The organism is Clostridium sp. 1001270J_160509_D11, from assembly GCF_015667935.1.
Lineage (GTDB): Bacteria > Bacillota > Clostridia > Peptostreptococcales > Peptostreptococcaceae > Intestinibacter.
Window position 1 is genome coordinate 1 of record NZ_JADPET010000059.1, and the last position, 16,621, is coordinate 16,621.

Below are 16,621 nucleotides of genomic sequence, written 5' to 3' on the forward strand. Positions count from 1 at the left end.
AATTTCAAAATAGTAAAGGATACTTATAAAATTCGATATGTAAATCTAAATTCCTCTATAAATTATAAAAATAAAATAAATTTTTAAAATTACAATCAAATCAATCCGTATAAGATAATTTTAAAGTTAATCCGTCTTCTCCAATAATAGTATCTTCAAAAAGATTAGTGGCGTTTTGGATAAAGTCTTTTGGATTTTCAATAGATGGACTAAAATGAGTTAGTAGTAATTTATCTACATTTCCGGCATTTGCAAGACTAGCAGACTCTCTAAAAGTCATATGTTTGTTTTTGACGGCTTTTGATATATCTAAATCATCTCCATACATACCTTCACATATAAATAAATCGCTCTCATATATAAACTCTGGTATTTCAAAAGTAGGTCTAGTATCAGTTATAAAACTAAGTTTTATTCCCCTACGATTTTCACCTAACACCATATCAGCATAATATGTCTTATCTTTATAAATTGCTGAAGAGTTTTCTTGGAGTTTTTTCCATAGATTTTGAGGAACTTGGTTCAAAATTGCTTTTTCTCTATCAAACTTAGGTTTTCTTTTAAAATACAAGCTATATCCGATACATTCAGTAGAGTGGTCTAAATTTATTGTAGATATATCTATATCTTTTAAAATATCATGTTCTAAAGAAAATGTTTGTTTTGGGTTTTCAATTATATTAACTTTATATGGAAGATATTCAACCAAGACTTTTATAGCCTTCATAGCATCTATTATGCCGATTGGCCCTACTATAGTTAAATCGTCTGTTTTCCCGCTATTACCCATTGTCTGTAAAAGACCAATTAATCCTATTATATGGTCTCCATGTAAATGAGTTATAAGTATTAAATCTATATTTTTAAATCCACAATTGTATTTTTTCATAGCAACTTGTGTACCTTCACCACAATCTATAAGTATTTTACTACCCTTATAATTTATAAAAAGGGAAGATAGAAATCTATTAGGCATAGGAACATTGCCACCACATCCTAGTAAAGTTAAATCAATCATTTAAATCTCCTTTTAAATTAGTATTTAGAGGTATTTCTTAAAAAATATTTAAGAAATTTTATATAATATGTAAAAATAAATAGTAAAATCTATTGTAATATTAATATTATATATATTTTAACCATTTAGTATAGTATTAGTAAATAGAAAGGGGAGTATTATGCAAAAAAGAAATGCTTTGGGATTTATTTTGTGTGCTACTTTATTTATATGTTGTGGGTGTAGTAGTGAAATAAATAAAAGTAGTACAACTTCTAAAATCAATACCGTAGGCAAAACTGAAACGATTTTAGTAAATAAGGAGAAAAATACAATAAAAGAGAGGTATGACGTACCTAAGGGATATGAAAGGATAAGCGTAGAAGAAAATAATTTTGGGGAATTTTTAAGAAATAGCAAATTAGAAAAATACGGCGAGAAGGTAAAGTATTATAACGGAAAAACAAAAAATAAAGAAAATGTATACGATAGTGTTTTCGATGTAGATATAGGAGATAGAGATTTACATCAATGTGCAGATGCTGTGATGCTTTTGAGGGCTGAATATTTATATCAAAACGAAAGATATGATGAAATAAGTTTTGAGTTTGTAAATGGATTTAAGGCTGAATACAGTAAGTGGAGAATGGGGTATAGAATAAATGTCGGTGAAAATTCGTGTTCATATTATAAAGGTGCACAACCTGATAATTCATATTCGACTTTTAGAAATTATATGGATTTAGTTTTTGCATATAGCTCTACATTATCTTTAGAAAAAGAATTAAAAAGTGTAGATATAAATGATATGCAAATAGGAGATGTATTTATAAAGGGAGGTTCTCCAGGTCATTGTGTAATAGTAGTAGATATGGCGCAAAATAAATCTACAGGAGAAAAAGTATTTATGCTAGCACAAAGTTATATGCCAGCACAACAAACACAACTTCTTATAAATCCAAACGACAAAAATTTAAGTCCATGGTATAGCTTAGATTTTGGAGATACTTTAAATACACCTGAGTGGACTTTTAAAAAAGATCAATTAAAAAGATTTTAATACAAAAACTGATTTTCTATTTTATTTGTAGGAAATCAGTTTTTAATTGCACCCATACAATTACTAATTTATACTAAACTGTATTGAAATAAAGGCCATATAATATATAATATGCTTATATGATTGTTAAAAATTATATAATTTTTATTATAATTAATAATACAATACAAATTTATACATTAAAAATAGGGGGACAAAATGGAGAAAATGAATAACAAAATAGTTTACACACCAGGGCCATCAGAAGTTAGAGAAAATGTAAGATTAAAAAGAGCAGAAAAGACTACTAATCCTGATGTAGACGTAGATTTCTGTGAGTTTTATAAAAATACATGTGACAAAATGGCGAAAATCTTAAAAACACAAAACGATGTTTATATTTTAAGTGGAGAAGGTATTTTAGGATTAGAAGCAGCGTGTGCATCACTTACAGAAAGCGGAGATAGAGTTTTAGTAATTGATAATGGTATTTTTGGAAAAGGATTTGACGATTTTGTAAAAATGTATGGAGGAGAAGTAGTTTATTTCTCTGATGATTATCATAAAGCTATTGATGTAGAAAAATTAGAACAGTTCTTAGAAAAAGATCACGATTTTAAATACGCAACAGTAGTACATTGTGATACTCCTACAGGAGTTTTAAATGATTTATCAAAAATAGGACCATTACTTAAAAAATACAACATACTTACAGTTGTAGATTCAGTTGCCGCTATGGTTGGAGAAAATATCGAAGTAGACAACTGGCAACTAGATATAGTTTGTGGTGGGTCACAAAAGGCTATTTCAGCTCCAACAGGTCTTACAATTCTGTCAGTTAGTGAAGATGCTAAAAAATCTATGAAAAGTAGAAAAACACCTATTGTAGGATTTTATTGTAACTTAACAATATGGGAAAATTATTATAGAGATAAATGGTTCCCATATACAATGCCAATAAGCGATATTATGGGGCTTGATGTAGCATTAGACAATATATTAGAAGAAGGCATTGAAAATGTTCAAAATAGACATTTTAAAATAGCAAATGCGACAAGAAATGCAGTAAAAGAATATGGACTTAATTTATTTTTAGAAGATGGATATTCAAATACTGTAACAGTAGTTGATATTGAAGAAGAAATTGGTGCAGGAAACTTAGTAAAACATCTACTAGAAAAATATAATGTAGTCATGACGACTTCATTAGCTAAATATACTGGTAAAATACTTAGAATTGGGCATATGGGAGAAAATGCAAAATACGAAGCTATAGTACCTATTCTTAATTATGTAGATTTAGGCCTTAAAGACTTAGGATTTAAAACAGATAAAAATTTAGTAGATTTATTTAATAAATATTATAATGCATAGAAAATAAATTTAAAATATATATAAAGGGGAGAGGAAAATGCAACAAGTAGAACAAACAAAAGTCAATACTAAAGACTTAGTAGAAACGGCGCTTTTAGTTGCGCTAGTTTATATAGCGACGAGATTTATAAATATAAGACTTCCAATAGCGGCATCTGGAGGATTAGTTCATCTGGGAAATACAATGTTGTTTATTTCAGCAATAGTTTTTGGACCTAAAAAAGGAGCAGCAGCAGGGGCATTTGGAATGGGTCTATTTGATTTATTATCAGAATGGGCAATGTGGGCTCCATTTACATTTGTAGTAAGAGGAATTATGGGATATATAATAGGAAAAATAGCTTGGTCTAATGGAAGAAACGGCGATAATATGCTTGTAAATATTGCAGGAATATTAGTATCAGGAGTTTGGATGATAATAGGATATTATATAACAGAAGGTGTTTTATATGGAAACTGGGTATCTCCAGTTATGTCAATACCGGGAAATATAACTCAAATAGTAGTTGGATTAGTAATTGGAGTTCCAGTTGCTAAAGCATTAAAAAGATATATTAAATAAAACGATTTAAAATACCTTAAGAAAGGTTATACTTATTTACAGTTTAAAAAATAGAATTATTTATGTGAGAATTTAAAAAGGAGGTAAATACCTCCTTTTTGAATTTTGAAATAAAAATGTTTTTATTTCATTCTATCTTGTTTATATAAATTTCTAATATTGTAACAACCAAGAATTACACAAAATATTGCAATAGCTATCTTTGCCATACCTTACCTCCAAATATAATTAACAAGAATACTCATCAACATCATTAAATAATTTGTTTAATACTTTTTTTATTATATCATAATTAAAACCTTTATAAGCCAAATGATTGCCTATTTTTTGATATGCTTTTCTTGGATCTTCATTTTTTAATCTATCGTATCTTTTTTTACCTAGATAAAGAGCATTTTCAAATTCTTTATCTATATCTATTTCATCTATTGCATTTTCAATAATATTTTTATCTATACCTTTGTTGTATAAATTTTGTTTTATTTTATTTTTTCCGTATTTGTTTAAATTGACATTAGTATTTACTATTCGACTTGCTAAATCTTCATCGTCTACAAATTTGTATTTTTGTAAAAATTCAATAACCATATCTATAGTATCTTCTTCGTAATCTGAAGATAGTTTTTGTCTTATTTGTTTTTCTGATTGACTTGCCTTTGAAAGTATTGATAATGCTTTATTTTTAGCTTTCATATACATTTCATTGTCTAGTATACTTTTTAAATTATTAGGGTCGATTTCTTGTCCTTTTTTTAAATTAAAAGTAAATACAAGTTCTTTATAAATTGCCATAAAGAATTTTTCATCAACATATATATTAACTCTATCATCTCTTTTTTTCTGAGATTCTATTTTTGTTATAATTCCCATGTTTATTCTCCTTAATTTTTGTTAATATTTATATTATACTACAGAAGATTATTGACAAAAAACAATCATTTTAAATAATAATTTATGAAATAGTAAGATAATAAAGATTTTTGTACCCGACATAATTAAAAATGATATAATACTATTATATTTGTAAAAAAAGGAGAGTATTGATGAGTATTTACGATTTAGTTATCGAATCTAAATTTTATAATAACGATAAGATAGCAGATTTTGAAAGAGATTGCGAGGGACTAAGAGTAGGGGTTTTGGGAGGGACTTTTGATCCAATACATTATGCCCATTTGGCAACTGCAGAATTTATAAGATGTAAATATAAATTAGACAAAATTATATTTATACCATCTGGGGACCCGCCACATAAATTATGGAATATTACTAACAAATACGATAGATATAATATGGTATTATTATCAATTGCTAAAAATAAAGATTTTATAGCATTTAATACTGAAATGGAGAAAAAGGGAAAAACATATACTGTAGATACACTTAGACATCTAAAACAAAATTATCCGGGGGCACAATTTTTCTTTATAACAGGGGCAGATGCTATATGTGATATAGAAGAGTGGAAAGATGTCGAAGAAAACTTTAAATTAGCTACATTTATAGCAGCTACTAGGCCGGGAATAAGCCTGCTTAGAGCACAAGAACAAATTGAAAAACTTGAAATAAAATATAATGCAAACATAATAAGCGTATATGTTCCATCTTTAGATATTTCTTCTACATACATAAGAGACCAATTAAAAAGAGGTAATTCAGTAAGGTATTTAATCCCTGAAAATGTAGAAAAATACATATATGAGAAAAACTTATACGGGGTTGGAGATGAATAATTTGGATATACATAATATAGATAAAGACAAAATAATAGAAAAATTAAGCACAATGCTAAAACCAAATAGACTACAACATTCGATTAATGTTGCAAATTGTGCAGTTAAACTGAGCGAAATATACAGCTATGATAAAGATAAAGCTTATTTAGCTGGGCTTGTGCATGATTGTGCAAAATACTTTACAAAAGATCAAGTAGATTTTTATGTAAAAAAATATAACATAAAATTAGACCCACTAGAAACAAACAATATAGCACTATCTCATAGTGTTATAGGGTCTTTTGTAATTCAAGATGTATTTAATATACAAGATATGGATATAATAAATGCAGTGAGATATCACACGACAGGAAGAGAAAATATGTCTACACTAGAAAAGATAATATTTATGGCAGATATGATAGAAGAAGGTCGTAATTTTCCAGGAGTTGACGAGCTTAGAAAGCTATCATTTAATGGACAGCTAGATAAGGCATTGATTACTTCATTAAACAACACAATAAAATTTGTAATAGAAAACAATCAATTAATTCATCCAAGAAGTGTAAGCGCTAGGAATTATCTTATGCAAGAAAATATTTAAATTTGTTGGTTCAAGTCTAAATATATGATATAATAGATGAATATGTTGTTTTATAATGTATGAATTATACATTATATATATAAAAACAATTTTTTTGAAAGTGAGGTAACTAAATGACAGTTGAACAAATGGTCAAAGTTGCGTACGATGCAATTGACGATAAATTAGGCCAAGATATATCGATAATTAATATAGGAAAAGTTTCTAGTCTTTGTGACTATTTTATAATAGCTACAGCTTCTTCATCTAGACAAGTAAAAGCTATAGCTGATAGTGTACAAGATGCATTCACAGCAGAAGGTATAGAACCAACAGCTAAGGAAGGATACGACACACAAACTTGGATATTACTTGATTATGCAGATATAATAGTACATGTATTTGATGAAGAAAATAGAGAATTCTACAACTTAGAAAAACTATGGAAAGATGCTCCATACGTAGATGTTGACACATTAAACTAAAAATGATAATATATTGAATTATAGCGAAAAATTTGAAATTTTATGTATAAACTGAAAATTTTATCAAATAAACTAAAGTAGTAGGTAATAGAATTTATTCAGAGAGCTAATGGTAGGTGTGAATTAGTTAAATAATATTTCCGAACTTGTTAGTATTAAATTATTTGGCCGTAGTTGGCTTAAAGACTATCTAAGTGAGTCTTTTTATAGGCTAATTAGGGTGGTACCGCGAAGAATATATCCTCGTCCCTAAACAAATTTTGTTTAGGGCGAGGATTTTTTTATTATACAAATAACTTGGAAATAAAAAACATTATATTTATTAAACAAATCAGAATTAGGAGGTAACATAATGAGCGTTTACAAGTTTAAAGATGTTGAAACTAAATGGCAACAAAAATGGGAAGAAACAAACCAATATAAAACAGATACAAGAGATACATCAAAACCTTTATACTACACATTAGAGATGTTCCCTTATCCATCAGGGAAAATACATATGGGTCACGTTAGAAACTATTCAATAGGTGACGTTGTAGCGAGATTTAAAAAAATGGAAGGATACAATGTTCTACATCCAATGGGATGGGACTCATTCGGTCTTCCAGCAGAAAATGCTGCTATAAAACACGGAATACATCCAGCAAAATGGACTTATGAAAACATAGATGACATGAAAAACCAATTAAAATTATTAGGTTTAAGTTATGACTGGGAAAGAGAAATAGCAACTTCTAATCCAGATTACTACAAATTTACACAAGAAATATTCTTAAAATTCTTAGAAGCAGGTCTTGCATATAAGAAAAAATCTTTCGTAAACTGGTGTCCATCTTGTGAGACAGTTCTTGCAAATGAGCAAGTTGTTGGTGGACAATGTGAAAGATGTGACGCTGTAGTAGTTAAAAAAGAATTAGAACAATGGTACTTCAAAACAACTGAATTTGCTGAAGAATTATTAAATGACTTAGACAAATTAGAAGGTTGGCCAGAAAAAGTTAAAACAATGCAAAAAAACTGGATAGGAAAATCTCATGGTGCTGAAATAGTATTCGATATAGATGGTTCAGATGACCAAATGATCGTTTACACAACTAGACCAGATACAGTTTATGGAACAACTTTCATGGCATTAGCTCCAGAAAACCCACTAGTTAAAGAATTAGTTGCTGGTACTGAATATGAAGCTGATGTAGATAAATTCGTACAAAAAATGCATACTCAAACTGAAATAGAAAGAACTTCTACTGACACAGAAAAAGAAGGTATGTTCATAGGAAAACACGTAATAAACCCTATAACAGGAAGAAAAGTTCCTCTATGGATAGCAAACTATATATTAATGGACTATGGTACTGGTGCAATAATGGGTGTTCCAGCTCATGACGAAAGAGATAAAGAATTTGCTACAAAATACGGTATAGAAATAATAGACGTTATAGATGAAGATGGTAAAATGATAAATTCTGAAGAATTCAATGGAATGGATGCTACAGAAGCTCAAGATAAAATAACTGAAAAGTTAGCTAAAGAAGGAAGAGGTAAAAAGACTGTTAACTACAGACTTAGAGACTGGTTATTATCAAGACAAAGATATTGGGGTGTTCCAATACCAGTTGTTTACTGTGAAGAATGTGGTATAGTTCCAGTTGACAAAAAAGATTTACCAGTATTACTTCCAACAGATGTTGAATTTACTGGAAAAGGTGAATCTCCACTTACAACTTCAAAAACTTTCGTAAATACTACTTGTCCAAAATGTGGTAAACATGCGACTAGAGATGTAGATACAATGGATACATTCGTTGACTCATCTTGGTATTTCTTAAGATATATAGACAACAAAAACCAAGAAGCTATGTTCGATTCAGAAGTAGTAAACAAATGGATGCCAGTTGATCAATATATCGGTGGTGTAGAACATGCTATAATGCACTTACTTTACGCTAGATTCTTTGTTAAAGCATTAAAGAGAGTTGGCATGGTAGATTTTGACGAACCATTCAAAAACTTACTTACTCAAGGTATGGTATTAATGGATGGTAGCAAAATGAGTAAATCTAAAGGTAATACAGTATCACCTCTTGAAATAATAGACAAATACGGTGCTGATACTGCTAGATTATTCGTATTATTCGCAGCTCCACCAGAAAGAGACTTAGACTGGTCTGAACAAGGTGTTGAAGGATGCTTCAGATTCTTAAACAGAGTTTATAGATTAGTTGATGAATTAAAAGATATAGCTAAATCAGATGCAAAAGTAAATGTTGCAACTAAAGAAGATAAAGCGATGAGATTTACTATACATTCAACACTTAAAAAAGTTACAGATGATTTAAGCCATAAATTTGGATTTAATACAGCAATAGCTTCATTAATGGAGTTAATAAACGAAATGTACAAATACAAAGAATTAGATACTAGAAATGACGGAATAATCAAAGAAGGTATTGAAACTATAGTAACTATACTTGCTCCATTTACACCACATGTAGGTGAAGAATTATGGCAAATGATAGGTAAAGAAGGAAGTATATTCGATATAAACTGGCCACAATTTGACGAATCTGCTTTAGTTAAAGATGAAGTAGAAGTAGTAGTTCAAATAAACGGTAAAGTTAGAGCTAAATTAAGCGTAGGTGCAAACATGACTAAAGAAGAAATGGAAAAAGTAGCTTTAGAAAATGATAAAATACAAGCATCTATAGGCGACAAAACTGTAGTTAAAGTTATAGCTATACCTAAAAAATTAATAAACATAGTTGTAAAATAATCTTTTAAACTTAAATAATTAAATAGATTAACTATATAAATCAAAAGGATGTCATATATAATGGCATCCTTTTTTTGTTAAAACTGAAATTTTATAAAAAATCATAAAAATATATAATGAAAAATAAAATATGGGCAAACTAGAAATGAAATCAATTTTTAAGAATAAAAAATTGTCATAGAAAATAGAAAGAAAAGAGGTTCTAAAATGAAAAAAATCCTTTACACATTAGTAATCATCTTATTTATAGCAGGATTTTCGGGAGTTTGCTCAGCTGACAATGATAAAGATGTATCTGCAGATAGTTATAAATACGACTATGAAGATATTATAATAAAAAAGGGTAATAAATCTGAAAAAGTTGTTGCACTTACATTTGACGATGGTCCTGATGAAGTATTTACTCCACAAGTTTTAGATATCCTAAAAAAATACGATGTAAAAGCGACATTTTTCTTAATAGGAGAAAAAGTTCCATACAATAAACAAATAGTTAAAAGAGAAAAAGAAGAGGGGCATGAAATAGGAAACCACACATACACACATATAAATGCAGCTAAAAAAACAAAATCAGAAATTGAATCAGAAGTTACAAAAACTCAAGAAGCAATAAAAGAAATAACAGGAGAATATCCGACATTATTTAGACCACCATACAGAGCGCTAAGTAGAGACTTATGTCAGGTGGTAAAATCTAAAAATATGAATATAATACTATGGTCTAATATAGACGTAAGGGATTGGTCTAATCCAGGGGTAAATACAATAGTGAGCACTATAGATGAAAAAGTCGAAAATGGAAATATAATAATTTTACACGACTACAACACTGTTAGAAACGACAAATCTCAGACAATACAGGCTTTAGATATAGTAATTCCAAAATTAAAAGAAAAAGGATATAAATTCGTAACTATTTCACAATTGATGGAACATATAGATAAATAAAACTAAATATATAAAATAATATAAAAAGAGATGTTGGATAATTAAATTCTGACATCTCTTTTATAAAATGCATTTTTTAGGTATAATGTAGAAAAATACTTTTTTAGGAGGCAGATATGTATGAATTAATGATAATACTTTTAATAGGTATTGATCAAATTGTAAAGAATTGGGCTTTAAATGAATTAAAATATAAAGGGGCTATTACTGTAATAGAAAATGTATTTAACTTGACTTATGTTGAAAATAGAGGGGCAGCATTTGGATTATTTGAGAATAATCAAATGATATTTGTAGTAGTTGCACTAATTGCATCTATTGCTGGACTTTATATGTTACATTCTAAAAAAATAAATTCAAAGATATGTAAGTTCTCGATTGTATTAATTATAGCAGGGGCTTTGGGGAACTTAATAGATAGAGTTAGATTAGATTTTGTCGTAGATTATTTTGATTTTGTATTTATATGGAATTATGTTTTCAATTTAGCAGATTGTTTTATAGTAGTAGGTACAATATTACTTTGTATATATGTAGTATTATTTGACTCAAATACAAAAAAACAATAAACTAGATAAGTATTAAAAATAAAATTTAGATGTATATTTAAATAATATACAATAAATATTAAAAAGAAAGTGAAATAAATATGAACAATAAAGAAAATATTCAAGATGAAATAAGAGAATTCTTAGTTCTAGGAGACGAAGAAGGAGATAGACTAGATGTTTATTTATCTTCGCAATTAGGAGATATGTCTAGAAGCTATATTCAAAAGATAATAAAAGATAAAAAAGTAAAAGTAAATAATAAAATAGAAAAAGCAAAATATGCTGTAAAAGAAGATGACCATGTTGTTATAGAAATACCAGCACCAAAACTTTTAGAAATAGTACCACAAAATATACCGATAGATATAGTATATGAAGATGACGACTTACTAATAGTAAATAAACCGCAAGATATGGTAGTTCATCCTGCACCGGGAAATTATGAAAATACTTTAGTAAATGCAATCTTATATCACTGCAAAGACAACTTATCATCTATAAATGGAGTAATAAGACCTGGTATTGTACATAGGATTGATAAAGATACTTCGGGAATTTTGATGATAGCTAAAAATAATAATTCACACAATTGTCTAGCAGAACAACTAAAAGACCATTCAATAACTAGAGAATATGAATTTATATGTCATGGAGTTGTAAAACAAGACAAAATAACTGTAGATAGACCAATAGGAAGAAACCCAAAAGATAGACTTAAGATGGCAATTGTAAAAGATGGAAAAAGAGCAGTTACTCACTTTGAAGTTATACAAAGATATGATAACTTTACACACATGAAAGCTAGTTTAGAGACTGGTAGAACTCATCAAATAAGAGTTCATGCGGCTAGTATAGGGCATCCACTTTTAGGGGACCCTATATATGGACCTAAAAATTCAAAAATAAAATGTAGTGGTCAGACACTTCATGCAAGAAAATTAGGATTTATACATCCAACAACTAAACAATACGTCGAGTTTAACTCTGAATTGCCAAGTTATTTCGTAGAAATACTTAACAAAATAAAATAACTATTGAAATAATAAACTTAAAATTATATAATGTTATTTAAGTAATAAAGAACTCGATTAAAATTAAAATTTAACATAAACGTAAAAATATAGATATACCTTTAATTGATACAGAGAGATCATAAGGCATAGATGTACTTTTGATGCGCGAAAGTATAACTTCCTGTCTTGTGCAGGAAGTTTTTTTGTTGAAATAAAGATTCTCATATTTATACGGTAATACTAAAGAAAAGGAGGCAGACATGATAGAAAAAGCTAGATTAATGGATGAAAAAGCAATCGCTAGGGCTATAACTAGAATAAGCCATGAGATAATAGAAAAGAACAAAGGTGTCGAAGATGTTATCTTAATCGGTATAAAAACTAGAGGTGTACCTATAGCAAATAGAATTGCGACAAGAATAGAGCAAATCGAAGGACACAAAGTGTCAACTGGAGAAATGGACATCACATTATACAGAGATGACCTAAAAGAAATCCAACATGAACCTGTAATAAACGGTACAAATATAGACGTAGACATAAACGACAAAATAGTAGTTTTAGTAGACGATGTTTTATATACAGGAAGAACAGTTAGATCAGCTCTAAATGCTATTATGGACTTAGGAAGACCAAAAGCTATACAATTAGCAGTATTAGTAGATAGAGGTCACAGAGAGTTACCAATAAGAGCAGATTATGTAGGTAAAAATGTACCAACATCAAAACAAGAAATAATCTCTGTTGAGTTATTAGATATAGACGGAGAAGATTCTGTAAAAATAAAAGAATAATAAAAATAATAAAATTTGAGAAATAATAAACGAAATTAAATTTATATAATATTTGGAGGTATATATATGAGAAAAGCGGCTTTATCACTTCAACATTTACTTGCGATGTTTGGATCGACAGTATTAGTTCCTCTATTAACAGGATTTGACCCATCAGTGGCAATATTCTGCGCAGGTATAGGAACATTAATATTCCATTTTTGTACAGATTGGAGAGTACCAGTATTTTTAGGTTCAAGTTTTGCCTTTATAGGTGTAATAAATCAAGTTTCAGATGCATTTAATGGAGATTTGGCTTATGCACAAGGAGGAATTATAGTAGCAGGATGTTTATATATAATAATGTCTTTAATTGTTAAATTCATAGGTGTGGAAAAAGTAAAAAAATATTTCCCACCACAAGTTACAGGTGCAATGATAGCAGTTATAGGTTTAAACTTAATTCCTTCAGCAGTAGATATGGCAATGACTTATTTACCAATTGCAATAATTACTTTAGCAGTAGCAATGGGAATAAATCAATTTGCAAAAGGTAGCATAAAACAATTTGGTGTAATAATAGCAGTATTTACAGGATTAGCACTTAGCTTCATCTTAAAACAAGTAGATATTACAACAGCAAGTCAAGCTAGTTGGTTTGCAATACCAAACTTTAGACTACCAAAATTCAGCTTAGAGGCAATTTTAATGATAGCACCAGTAGTTCTTGCAACATTTATGGAACATATAGGTGATATAACTACAAATGGAACAGTTGTTGGACAAAACTTTATAGAAAATCCAGGTCTTAATAGAACTTTATTAGGTGATGGACTTGCAACAATATTTGCAGGATTTGCAGGTGGACCTGCTAATACTACTTACGGTGAAAATACTGCACTTTTAGCAATAACTAAAAACTACGACCCAAGAGTTTTAGAGTTAACAGCAGTATTAGCAATAGTATTATCTTGTGTAGGTAAATTCGGAGGCTTTTTACAAAGTATACCACAAGCCGTTATGGGTGGAATAAGTATATACCTATTCTCTATGATAACTTATGTAGGAGTTAAGAGTATAAAAGACAGCAAATGCTATGAAGGAAATATAAAAAATGTGATAATAATGGCAACAGTACTTATAATAGGTCTTGGAACTTCATACTTAAGTACTTTTGCAGGAATAGAAATCGGAATACCACTATCACAAACTTCAAGCTTAACAGGACTTAGCTTAGCTGCTATAGTCGGGGTTATTTTAAATAGAGTTTTAAACAATTCAGAGTTTAAAGACCAAGAAGTAGAAGTAGAGACAGCAATAGCTGAAAGTAAATAATCGAGAAATAGTACTAATTAAAAATCACAAATTATACAACTTGTATAATTTGTGATTTTTTTGTGGATATTTTCATCTAATTATCATAAATAAATATTATAATTTACTTATAGATGTTAGGTTTTGTTGGGAGAGATTTAGATGAAGATAAAAAGCGTAGTGATCAGCAATTATAAATCTTTAGGAGACGAAAGAAATACTTTACTCTTAGAAGATAATATAACAGCTCTAATAGGAAAAAATGATTCGGGGAAAAGTAATATTTTAGAGGCTTTGGGCAATATGTCATTTACACATTATATTAATACGGAGTTTTTTAGCAAAAAAAATAGATATACAAAAAAGAGTATAGTTATAACATTAGAATTAAAATTTACGGAAAGTGAATGTAAAAAGTTTTCAATAGAAAATAAGAAATCAAAAACTATATTTAAGTTTTATTCGAGTGATGATATTGAGTTTGAAGGTGGATTTTCATTATTATTTGATCAGGATAATGAGCTAAAAAATGCAATTTATTATTTAGAAGATAATTTATTGAGCTACTTTAAAATTTACTCTCAATATACGACTAAAGAATTTATTGAAAGTATAGATGATAAATTGGATAAATTAATAGAGATTGACAGTAGGATTTGGACTAAATATAAAAAAAGTTTAAATGAAATACTAGAAGTATTAATTTTGCAGCAAAAAGACATGGCTTATGAAGGATATAATGAAGAATGTTACACACTTATAAGGCATATTGAGACGATAAAGAGTAAAATTAAAAAGAAATACAAAGTGCTTCCAGTATTTTATTATAGAACTAATGAGGAAGAACTACAAAGTATATATAATGTTGAAGAAATAAAATCAGCGATAAAAAGCAAAAAAGGGCTTTTATATAAATTTATGGTCATTACAAAAGCTCCATTAGATGAATTTATAAATTCTATAGATTCAAAAGATGAAAATGAGCGAAATAAGTGTAGAAGTAGTATTAAAGAAAAAGTAAAGTATAATATACAAAAACAATTTAATTATTTTTTTGAAAATAATATAGATACAAAGATAAAAGTCAACTTTGATAATGAATGTCTAAAAATATATCTAAAGACAAATGACAATCAAATCAATTTAGAAGAAGAAAGTAATGGTCTTAAATGGCTTTTCAACTTGTTTATAGAACTTTTATACGAGGATTTAGAAAATAAAACGATAATATATTTATTAGATGAGCCAGGGGTATATCTTCATGTAAATGCTCAAAGAGAATTACTAACATTATTAAAAAGTCTATGTAATAATGGAAGTCAGGTTGTTTATACAACACATTCTCCATATATGATAGACACAGAAGATATAATAAATGTCAGAGCTATAGAAAAAGATGAAAATGGAATAAGTCATATATTTAATAATGCGTATGACAATAAGTTTAACTCATCTTCAAAAAGAGAAACATTGACACCTCTTTTAAAAGCAATTGGAGCAGATATAAAATATAATTTAGGGCCTCGATTAGATAAATTAAATATAGTAACAGAGGGAATTACTGACTATATGTATTTTACAGCTATGTTAGATTATTTAGAAGTGCAAGAAGAAAAAAGGCCTTATATTTTGCCGTCAGTAGGAGCTGGCAATGTAAATGCACTTGTATCTATATTAATTGGTTGGGGATGCAATTATAAAGTTGTATTAGATTATGATAAAGCGGGAGTTATAGAGTGCAACAAGCTTATTGAAAATTTAAATTTAAGATTGAATAAAGAAGTGTTTTTTATAAATTGCAAAAAAACTATGGCAGAAAAAGAATTTATAAGAAATCCAGAATTTGTAGAGACTCTTATAAGTCAAGAAGATAAAAATCAACTTTCAGTAAGATATGAAGAAAACAAAACTATGGCAGCAAAAGAATTTTACGACAAAGTAATAGCAAAAGATATAGTTTTAAGTGAAAAGACTGTAAATAACTTTAGAAAATTGTTTATGAATCTGAAAATAATAGAATAAATACAAATTAACAGCTATCTAATGGTAGCTGTTTTTTGTTGACAAATAAAATGTATTATTGTATTATTATATTGGTACAAAGATTGTAAAATATTGTTGTATATATGAATAACACATAACCCCTTTGTTAAATATAATAGAGGAGAATGATATAAGAGCTTTATGTTGAATATATTAAGATGAATAGATAGAACTATATGACAAAATTGTAAGCTAATTGTAAGTTCAAAATATAGAGAGAAGTGATATATTATATATAGAAATAAATAATTAAAACGAGATATTTAAAATCTTCATAAAATTGTAAGTTTTTTATTAAGAAAATTTTATGATTGTCTATTTATAATAAATAATAGAAAGTGGATATAAGGGTAAGGATATATGGAGGTATATTTATGAAAGATCTGGTATAGAAAAATTATTTACTCACTATGACCAAATATGTGACAGATTAAAAATAGCTGGTATATAT

At 28.3% G+C, this 16,621-nt stretch carries 15 protein-coding genes and 1 other annotated feature; of the genes, 13 read left to right on the forward strand and 2 right to left on the reverse strand.

Features of this window, described 5'->3' with window-relative positions:
• Nucleotides 1–100 precede the first annotated feature (100 nt).
• Nucleotides 101–1,018: a ribonuclease Z gene (locus I4U58_RS07205; protein WP_195930478.1), complete on the reverse strand. Its 918-nt coding sequence runs from the start codon at nt 1,016–1,018 to the stop codon at nt 101–103.
• Nucleotides 1,019–1,178: 160 nt separating this feature from the next.
• Here I4U58_RS07205 and I4U58_RS07210 point away from each other — a divergent pair, with 160 nt between their 5' ends.
• From I4U58_RS07210 to I4U58_RS07220, 3 genes are all read left to right on the forward strand, one after another.
• Nucleotides 1,179–2,057 (forward strand): DUF4846 domain-containing protein, encoded by an 879-nt coding sequence (locus I4U58_RS07210; RefSeq protein WP_195930479.1) that lies wholly within the window; start codon nt 1,179–1,181, stop codon nt 2,055–2,057.
• A 207-nt stretch (nt 2,058–2,264) separates the two neighbouring features.
• Complete coding sequence (locus I4U58_RS07215) at nt 2,265–3,410, forward strand: alanine--glyoxylate aminotransferase family protein (protein ID WP_195930535.1); 1,146 nt, start codon at nt 2,265–2,267, stop codon at nt 3,408–3,410.
• A 37-nt stretch (nt 3,411–3,447) separates the two neighbouring features.
• Complete coding sequence (locus I4U58_RS07220; protein ID WP_195930483.1) at nt 3,448–3,972, forward strand: ECF transporter S component; 525 nt, start codon at nt 3,448–3,450, stop codon at nt 3,970–3,972.
• A gap of 228 nt (nt 3,973–4,200) precedes the next feature.
• On the opposite strand, the gene recX is transcribed toward I4U58_RS07220, so the two are convergent.
• Nucleotides 4,201–4,842: a recombination regulator RecX gene (recX, locus tag I4U58_RS07225; protein ID WP_195930484.1), complete on the reverse strand. Its 642-nt coding sequence runs from the start codon at nt 4,840–4,842 to the stop codon at nt 4,201–4,203.
• A gap of 173 nt (nt 4,843–5,015) precedes the next feature.
• Here recX and nadD point away from each other — a divergent pair, with 173 nt between their 5' ends.
• The 10 genes from nadD (at nt 5,016) to I4U58_RS07275 (ending at nt 16,149) form a co-directional block, all read left to right on the forward strand.
• Nucleotides 5,016–5,705, forward strand: coding sequence for a nicotinate-nucleotide adenylyltransferase (gene nadD / locus I4U58_RS07230; RefSeq protein ID WP_195930485.1), 690 nt, complete (start codon nt 5,016–5,018; stop codon nt 5,703–5,705).
• Nucleotides 5,698–6,291, forward strand: coding sequence for a bis(5'-nucleosyl)-tetraphosphatase (symmetrical) YqeK (gene yqeK, locus I4U58_RS07235; RefSeq protein ID WP_195930491.1), 594 nt, complete (start codon nt 5,698–5,700; stop codon nt 6,289–6,291). Before nadD ends, yqeK begins: the two co-directional genes overlap by 8 nt.
• 113 nt (nt 6,292–6,404) lie before the next feature.
• Nucleotides 6,405–6,755, forward strand: a complete 351-nt coding sequence (gene rsfS / locus I4U58_RS07240; protein WP_195930503.1) for a ribosome silencing factor — start codon at nt 6,405–6,407, stop codon at nt 6,753–6,755.
• 62 nt (nt 6,756–6,817) lie between these two features.
• Nucleotides 6,818–7,009: a binding site (T-box leader), on the forward strand.
• Between the two features lie 98 nt (nt 7,010–7,107).
• Nucleotides 7,108–9,528, forward strand: a complete 2,421-nt coding sequence (leuS, locus tag I4U58_RS07245; RefSeq protein WP_195930510.1) for a leucine--tRNA ligase — start codon at nt 7,108–7,110, stop codon at nt 9,526–9,528.
• A 207-nt stretch (nt 9,529–9,735) separates the two neighbouring features.
• Nucleotides 9,736–10,476, forward strand: a complete 741-nt coding sequence (locus tag I4U58_RS07250) for a polysaccharide deacetylase family protein (RefSeq protein ID WP_195930511.1) — start codon at nt 9,736–9,738, stop codon at nt 10,474–10,476.
• A 116-nt stretch (nt 10,477–10,592) separates the two neighbouring features.
• Nucleotides 10,593–11,045 carry a signal peptidase II gene (lspA, locus tag I4U58_RS07255; protein ID WP_195930521.1) on the forward strand — a complete coding sequence of 151 codons (453 nt, stop codon included), beginning with the start codon at nt 10,593–10,595 and terminating at the stop codon, nt 11,043–11,045.
• 80 nt (nt 11,046–11,125) lie between these two features.
• Nucleotides 11,126–12,058 (forward strand): RluA family pseudouridine synthase, encoded by a 933-nt coding sequence (locus tag I4U58_RS07260; RefSeq protein ID WP_195930526.1) that lies wholly within the window; start codon nt 11,126–11,128, stop codon nt 12,056–12,058.
• 242 nt (nt 12,059–12,300) lie between these two features.
• The gene (gene pyrR / locus I4U58_RS07265; RefSeq protein WP_195930530.1) at nt 12,301–12,834 is read left to right on the forward strand and encodes a bifunctional pyr operon transcriptional regulator/uracil phosphoribosyltransferase PyrR; all 534 of its coding nucleotides are present in this window, start codon (nt 12,301–12,303) and stop codon (nt 12,832–12,834) included.
• Nucleotides 12,835–12,900: 66 nt separating this feature from the next.
• On the forward strand, nt 12,901–14,148 hold the full coding sequence (locus I4U58_RS07270) for a uracil-xanthine permease family protein (protein ID WP_195930531.1): 1,248 nt from the start codon (nt 12,901–12,903) through the stop codon (nt 14,146–14,148).
• Nucleotides 14,149–14,289: 141 nt separating this feature from the next.
• A complete protein-coding gene (locus I4U58_RS07275) occupies nt 14,290–16,149 on the forward strand; it encodes an ATP-binding protein (protein WP_195930532.1) in 1,860 nt (619 codons plus the stop codon).
• The last annotated feature ends 472 nt before the right edge of the window (nt 16,150–16,621 follow it).

Bases quoted from the DNA above. Each gene is read 5' to 3' on its own strand.
- I4U58_RS07205 (WP_195930478.1), bottom strand. From the start codon at position 1,018: ATGATTGATTTAACTTTACTAGGATGTGGTGGCAATGTTCCTATGCCT.
- I4U58_RS07210 (WP_195930479.1), top strand. From the start codon at position 1,179: ATGCAAAAAAGAAATGCTTTGGGATTTATTTTGTGTGCTACTTTATTT.
- I4U58_RS07215 (WP_195930535.1), top strand. From the start codon at position 2,265: ATGAATAACAAAATAGTTTACACACCAGGGCCATCAGAAGTTAGAGAA.
- I4U58_RS07220 (WP_195930483.1), top strand. From the start codon at position 3,448: ATGCAACAAGTAGAACAAACAAAAGTCAATACTAAAGACTTAGTAGAA.
- recX (WP_195930484.1), bottom strand. From the start codon at position 4,842: ATGGGAATTATAACAAAAATAGAATCTCAGAAAAAAAGAGATGATAGA.
- nadD (WP_195930485.1), top strand. From the start codon at position 5,016: ATGAGTATTTACGATTTAGTTATCGAATCTAAATTTTATAATAACGAT.
- yqeK (WP_195930491.1), top strand. From the start codon at position 5,698: ATGAATAATTTGGATATACATAATATAGATAAAGACAAAATAATAGAA.
- rsfS (WP_195930503.1), top strand. From the start codon at position 6,405: ATGACAGTTGAACAAATGGTCAAAGTTGCGTACGATGCAATTGACGAT.
- leuS (WP_195930510.1), top strand. From the start codon at position 7,108: ATGAGCGTTTACAAGTTTAAAGATGTTGAAACTAAATGGCAACAAAAA.
- I4U58_RS07250 (WP_195930511.1), top strand. From the start codon at position 9,736: ATGAAAAAAATCCTTTACACATTAGTAATCATCTTATTTATAGCAGGA.
- lspA (WP_195930521.1), top strand. From the start codon at position 10,593: ATGTATGAATTAATGATAATACTTTTAATAGGTATTGATCAAATTGTA.
- I4U58_RS07260 (WP_195930526.1), top strand. From the start codon at position 11,126: ATGAACAATAAAGAAAATATTCAAGATGAAATAAGAGAATTCTTAGTT.
- pyrR (WP_195930530.1), top strand. From the start codon at position 12,301: ATGATAGAAAAAGCTAGATTAATGGATGAAAAAGCAATCGCTAGGGCT.
- I4U58_RS07270 (WP_195930531.1), top strand. From the start codon at position 12,901: ATGAGAAAAGCGGCTTTATCACTTCAACATTTACTTGCGATGTTTGGA.
- I4U58_RS07275 (WP_195930532.1), top strand. From the start codon at position 14,290: ATGAAGATAAAAAGCGTAGTGATCAGCAATTATAAATCTTTAGGAGAC.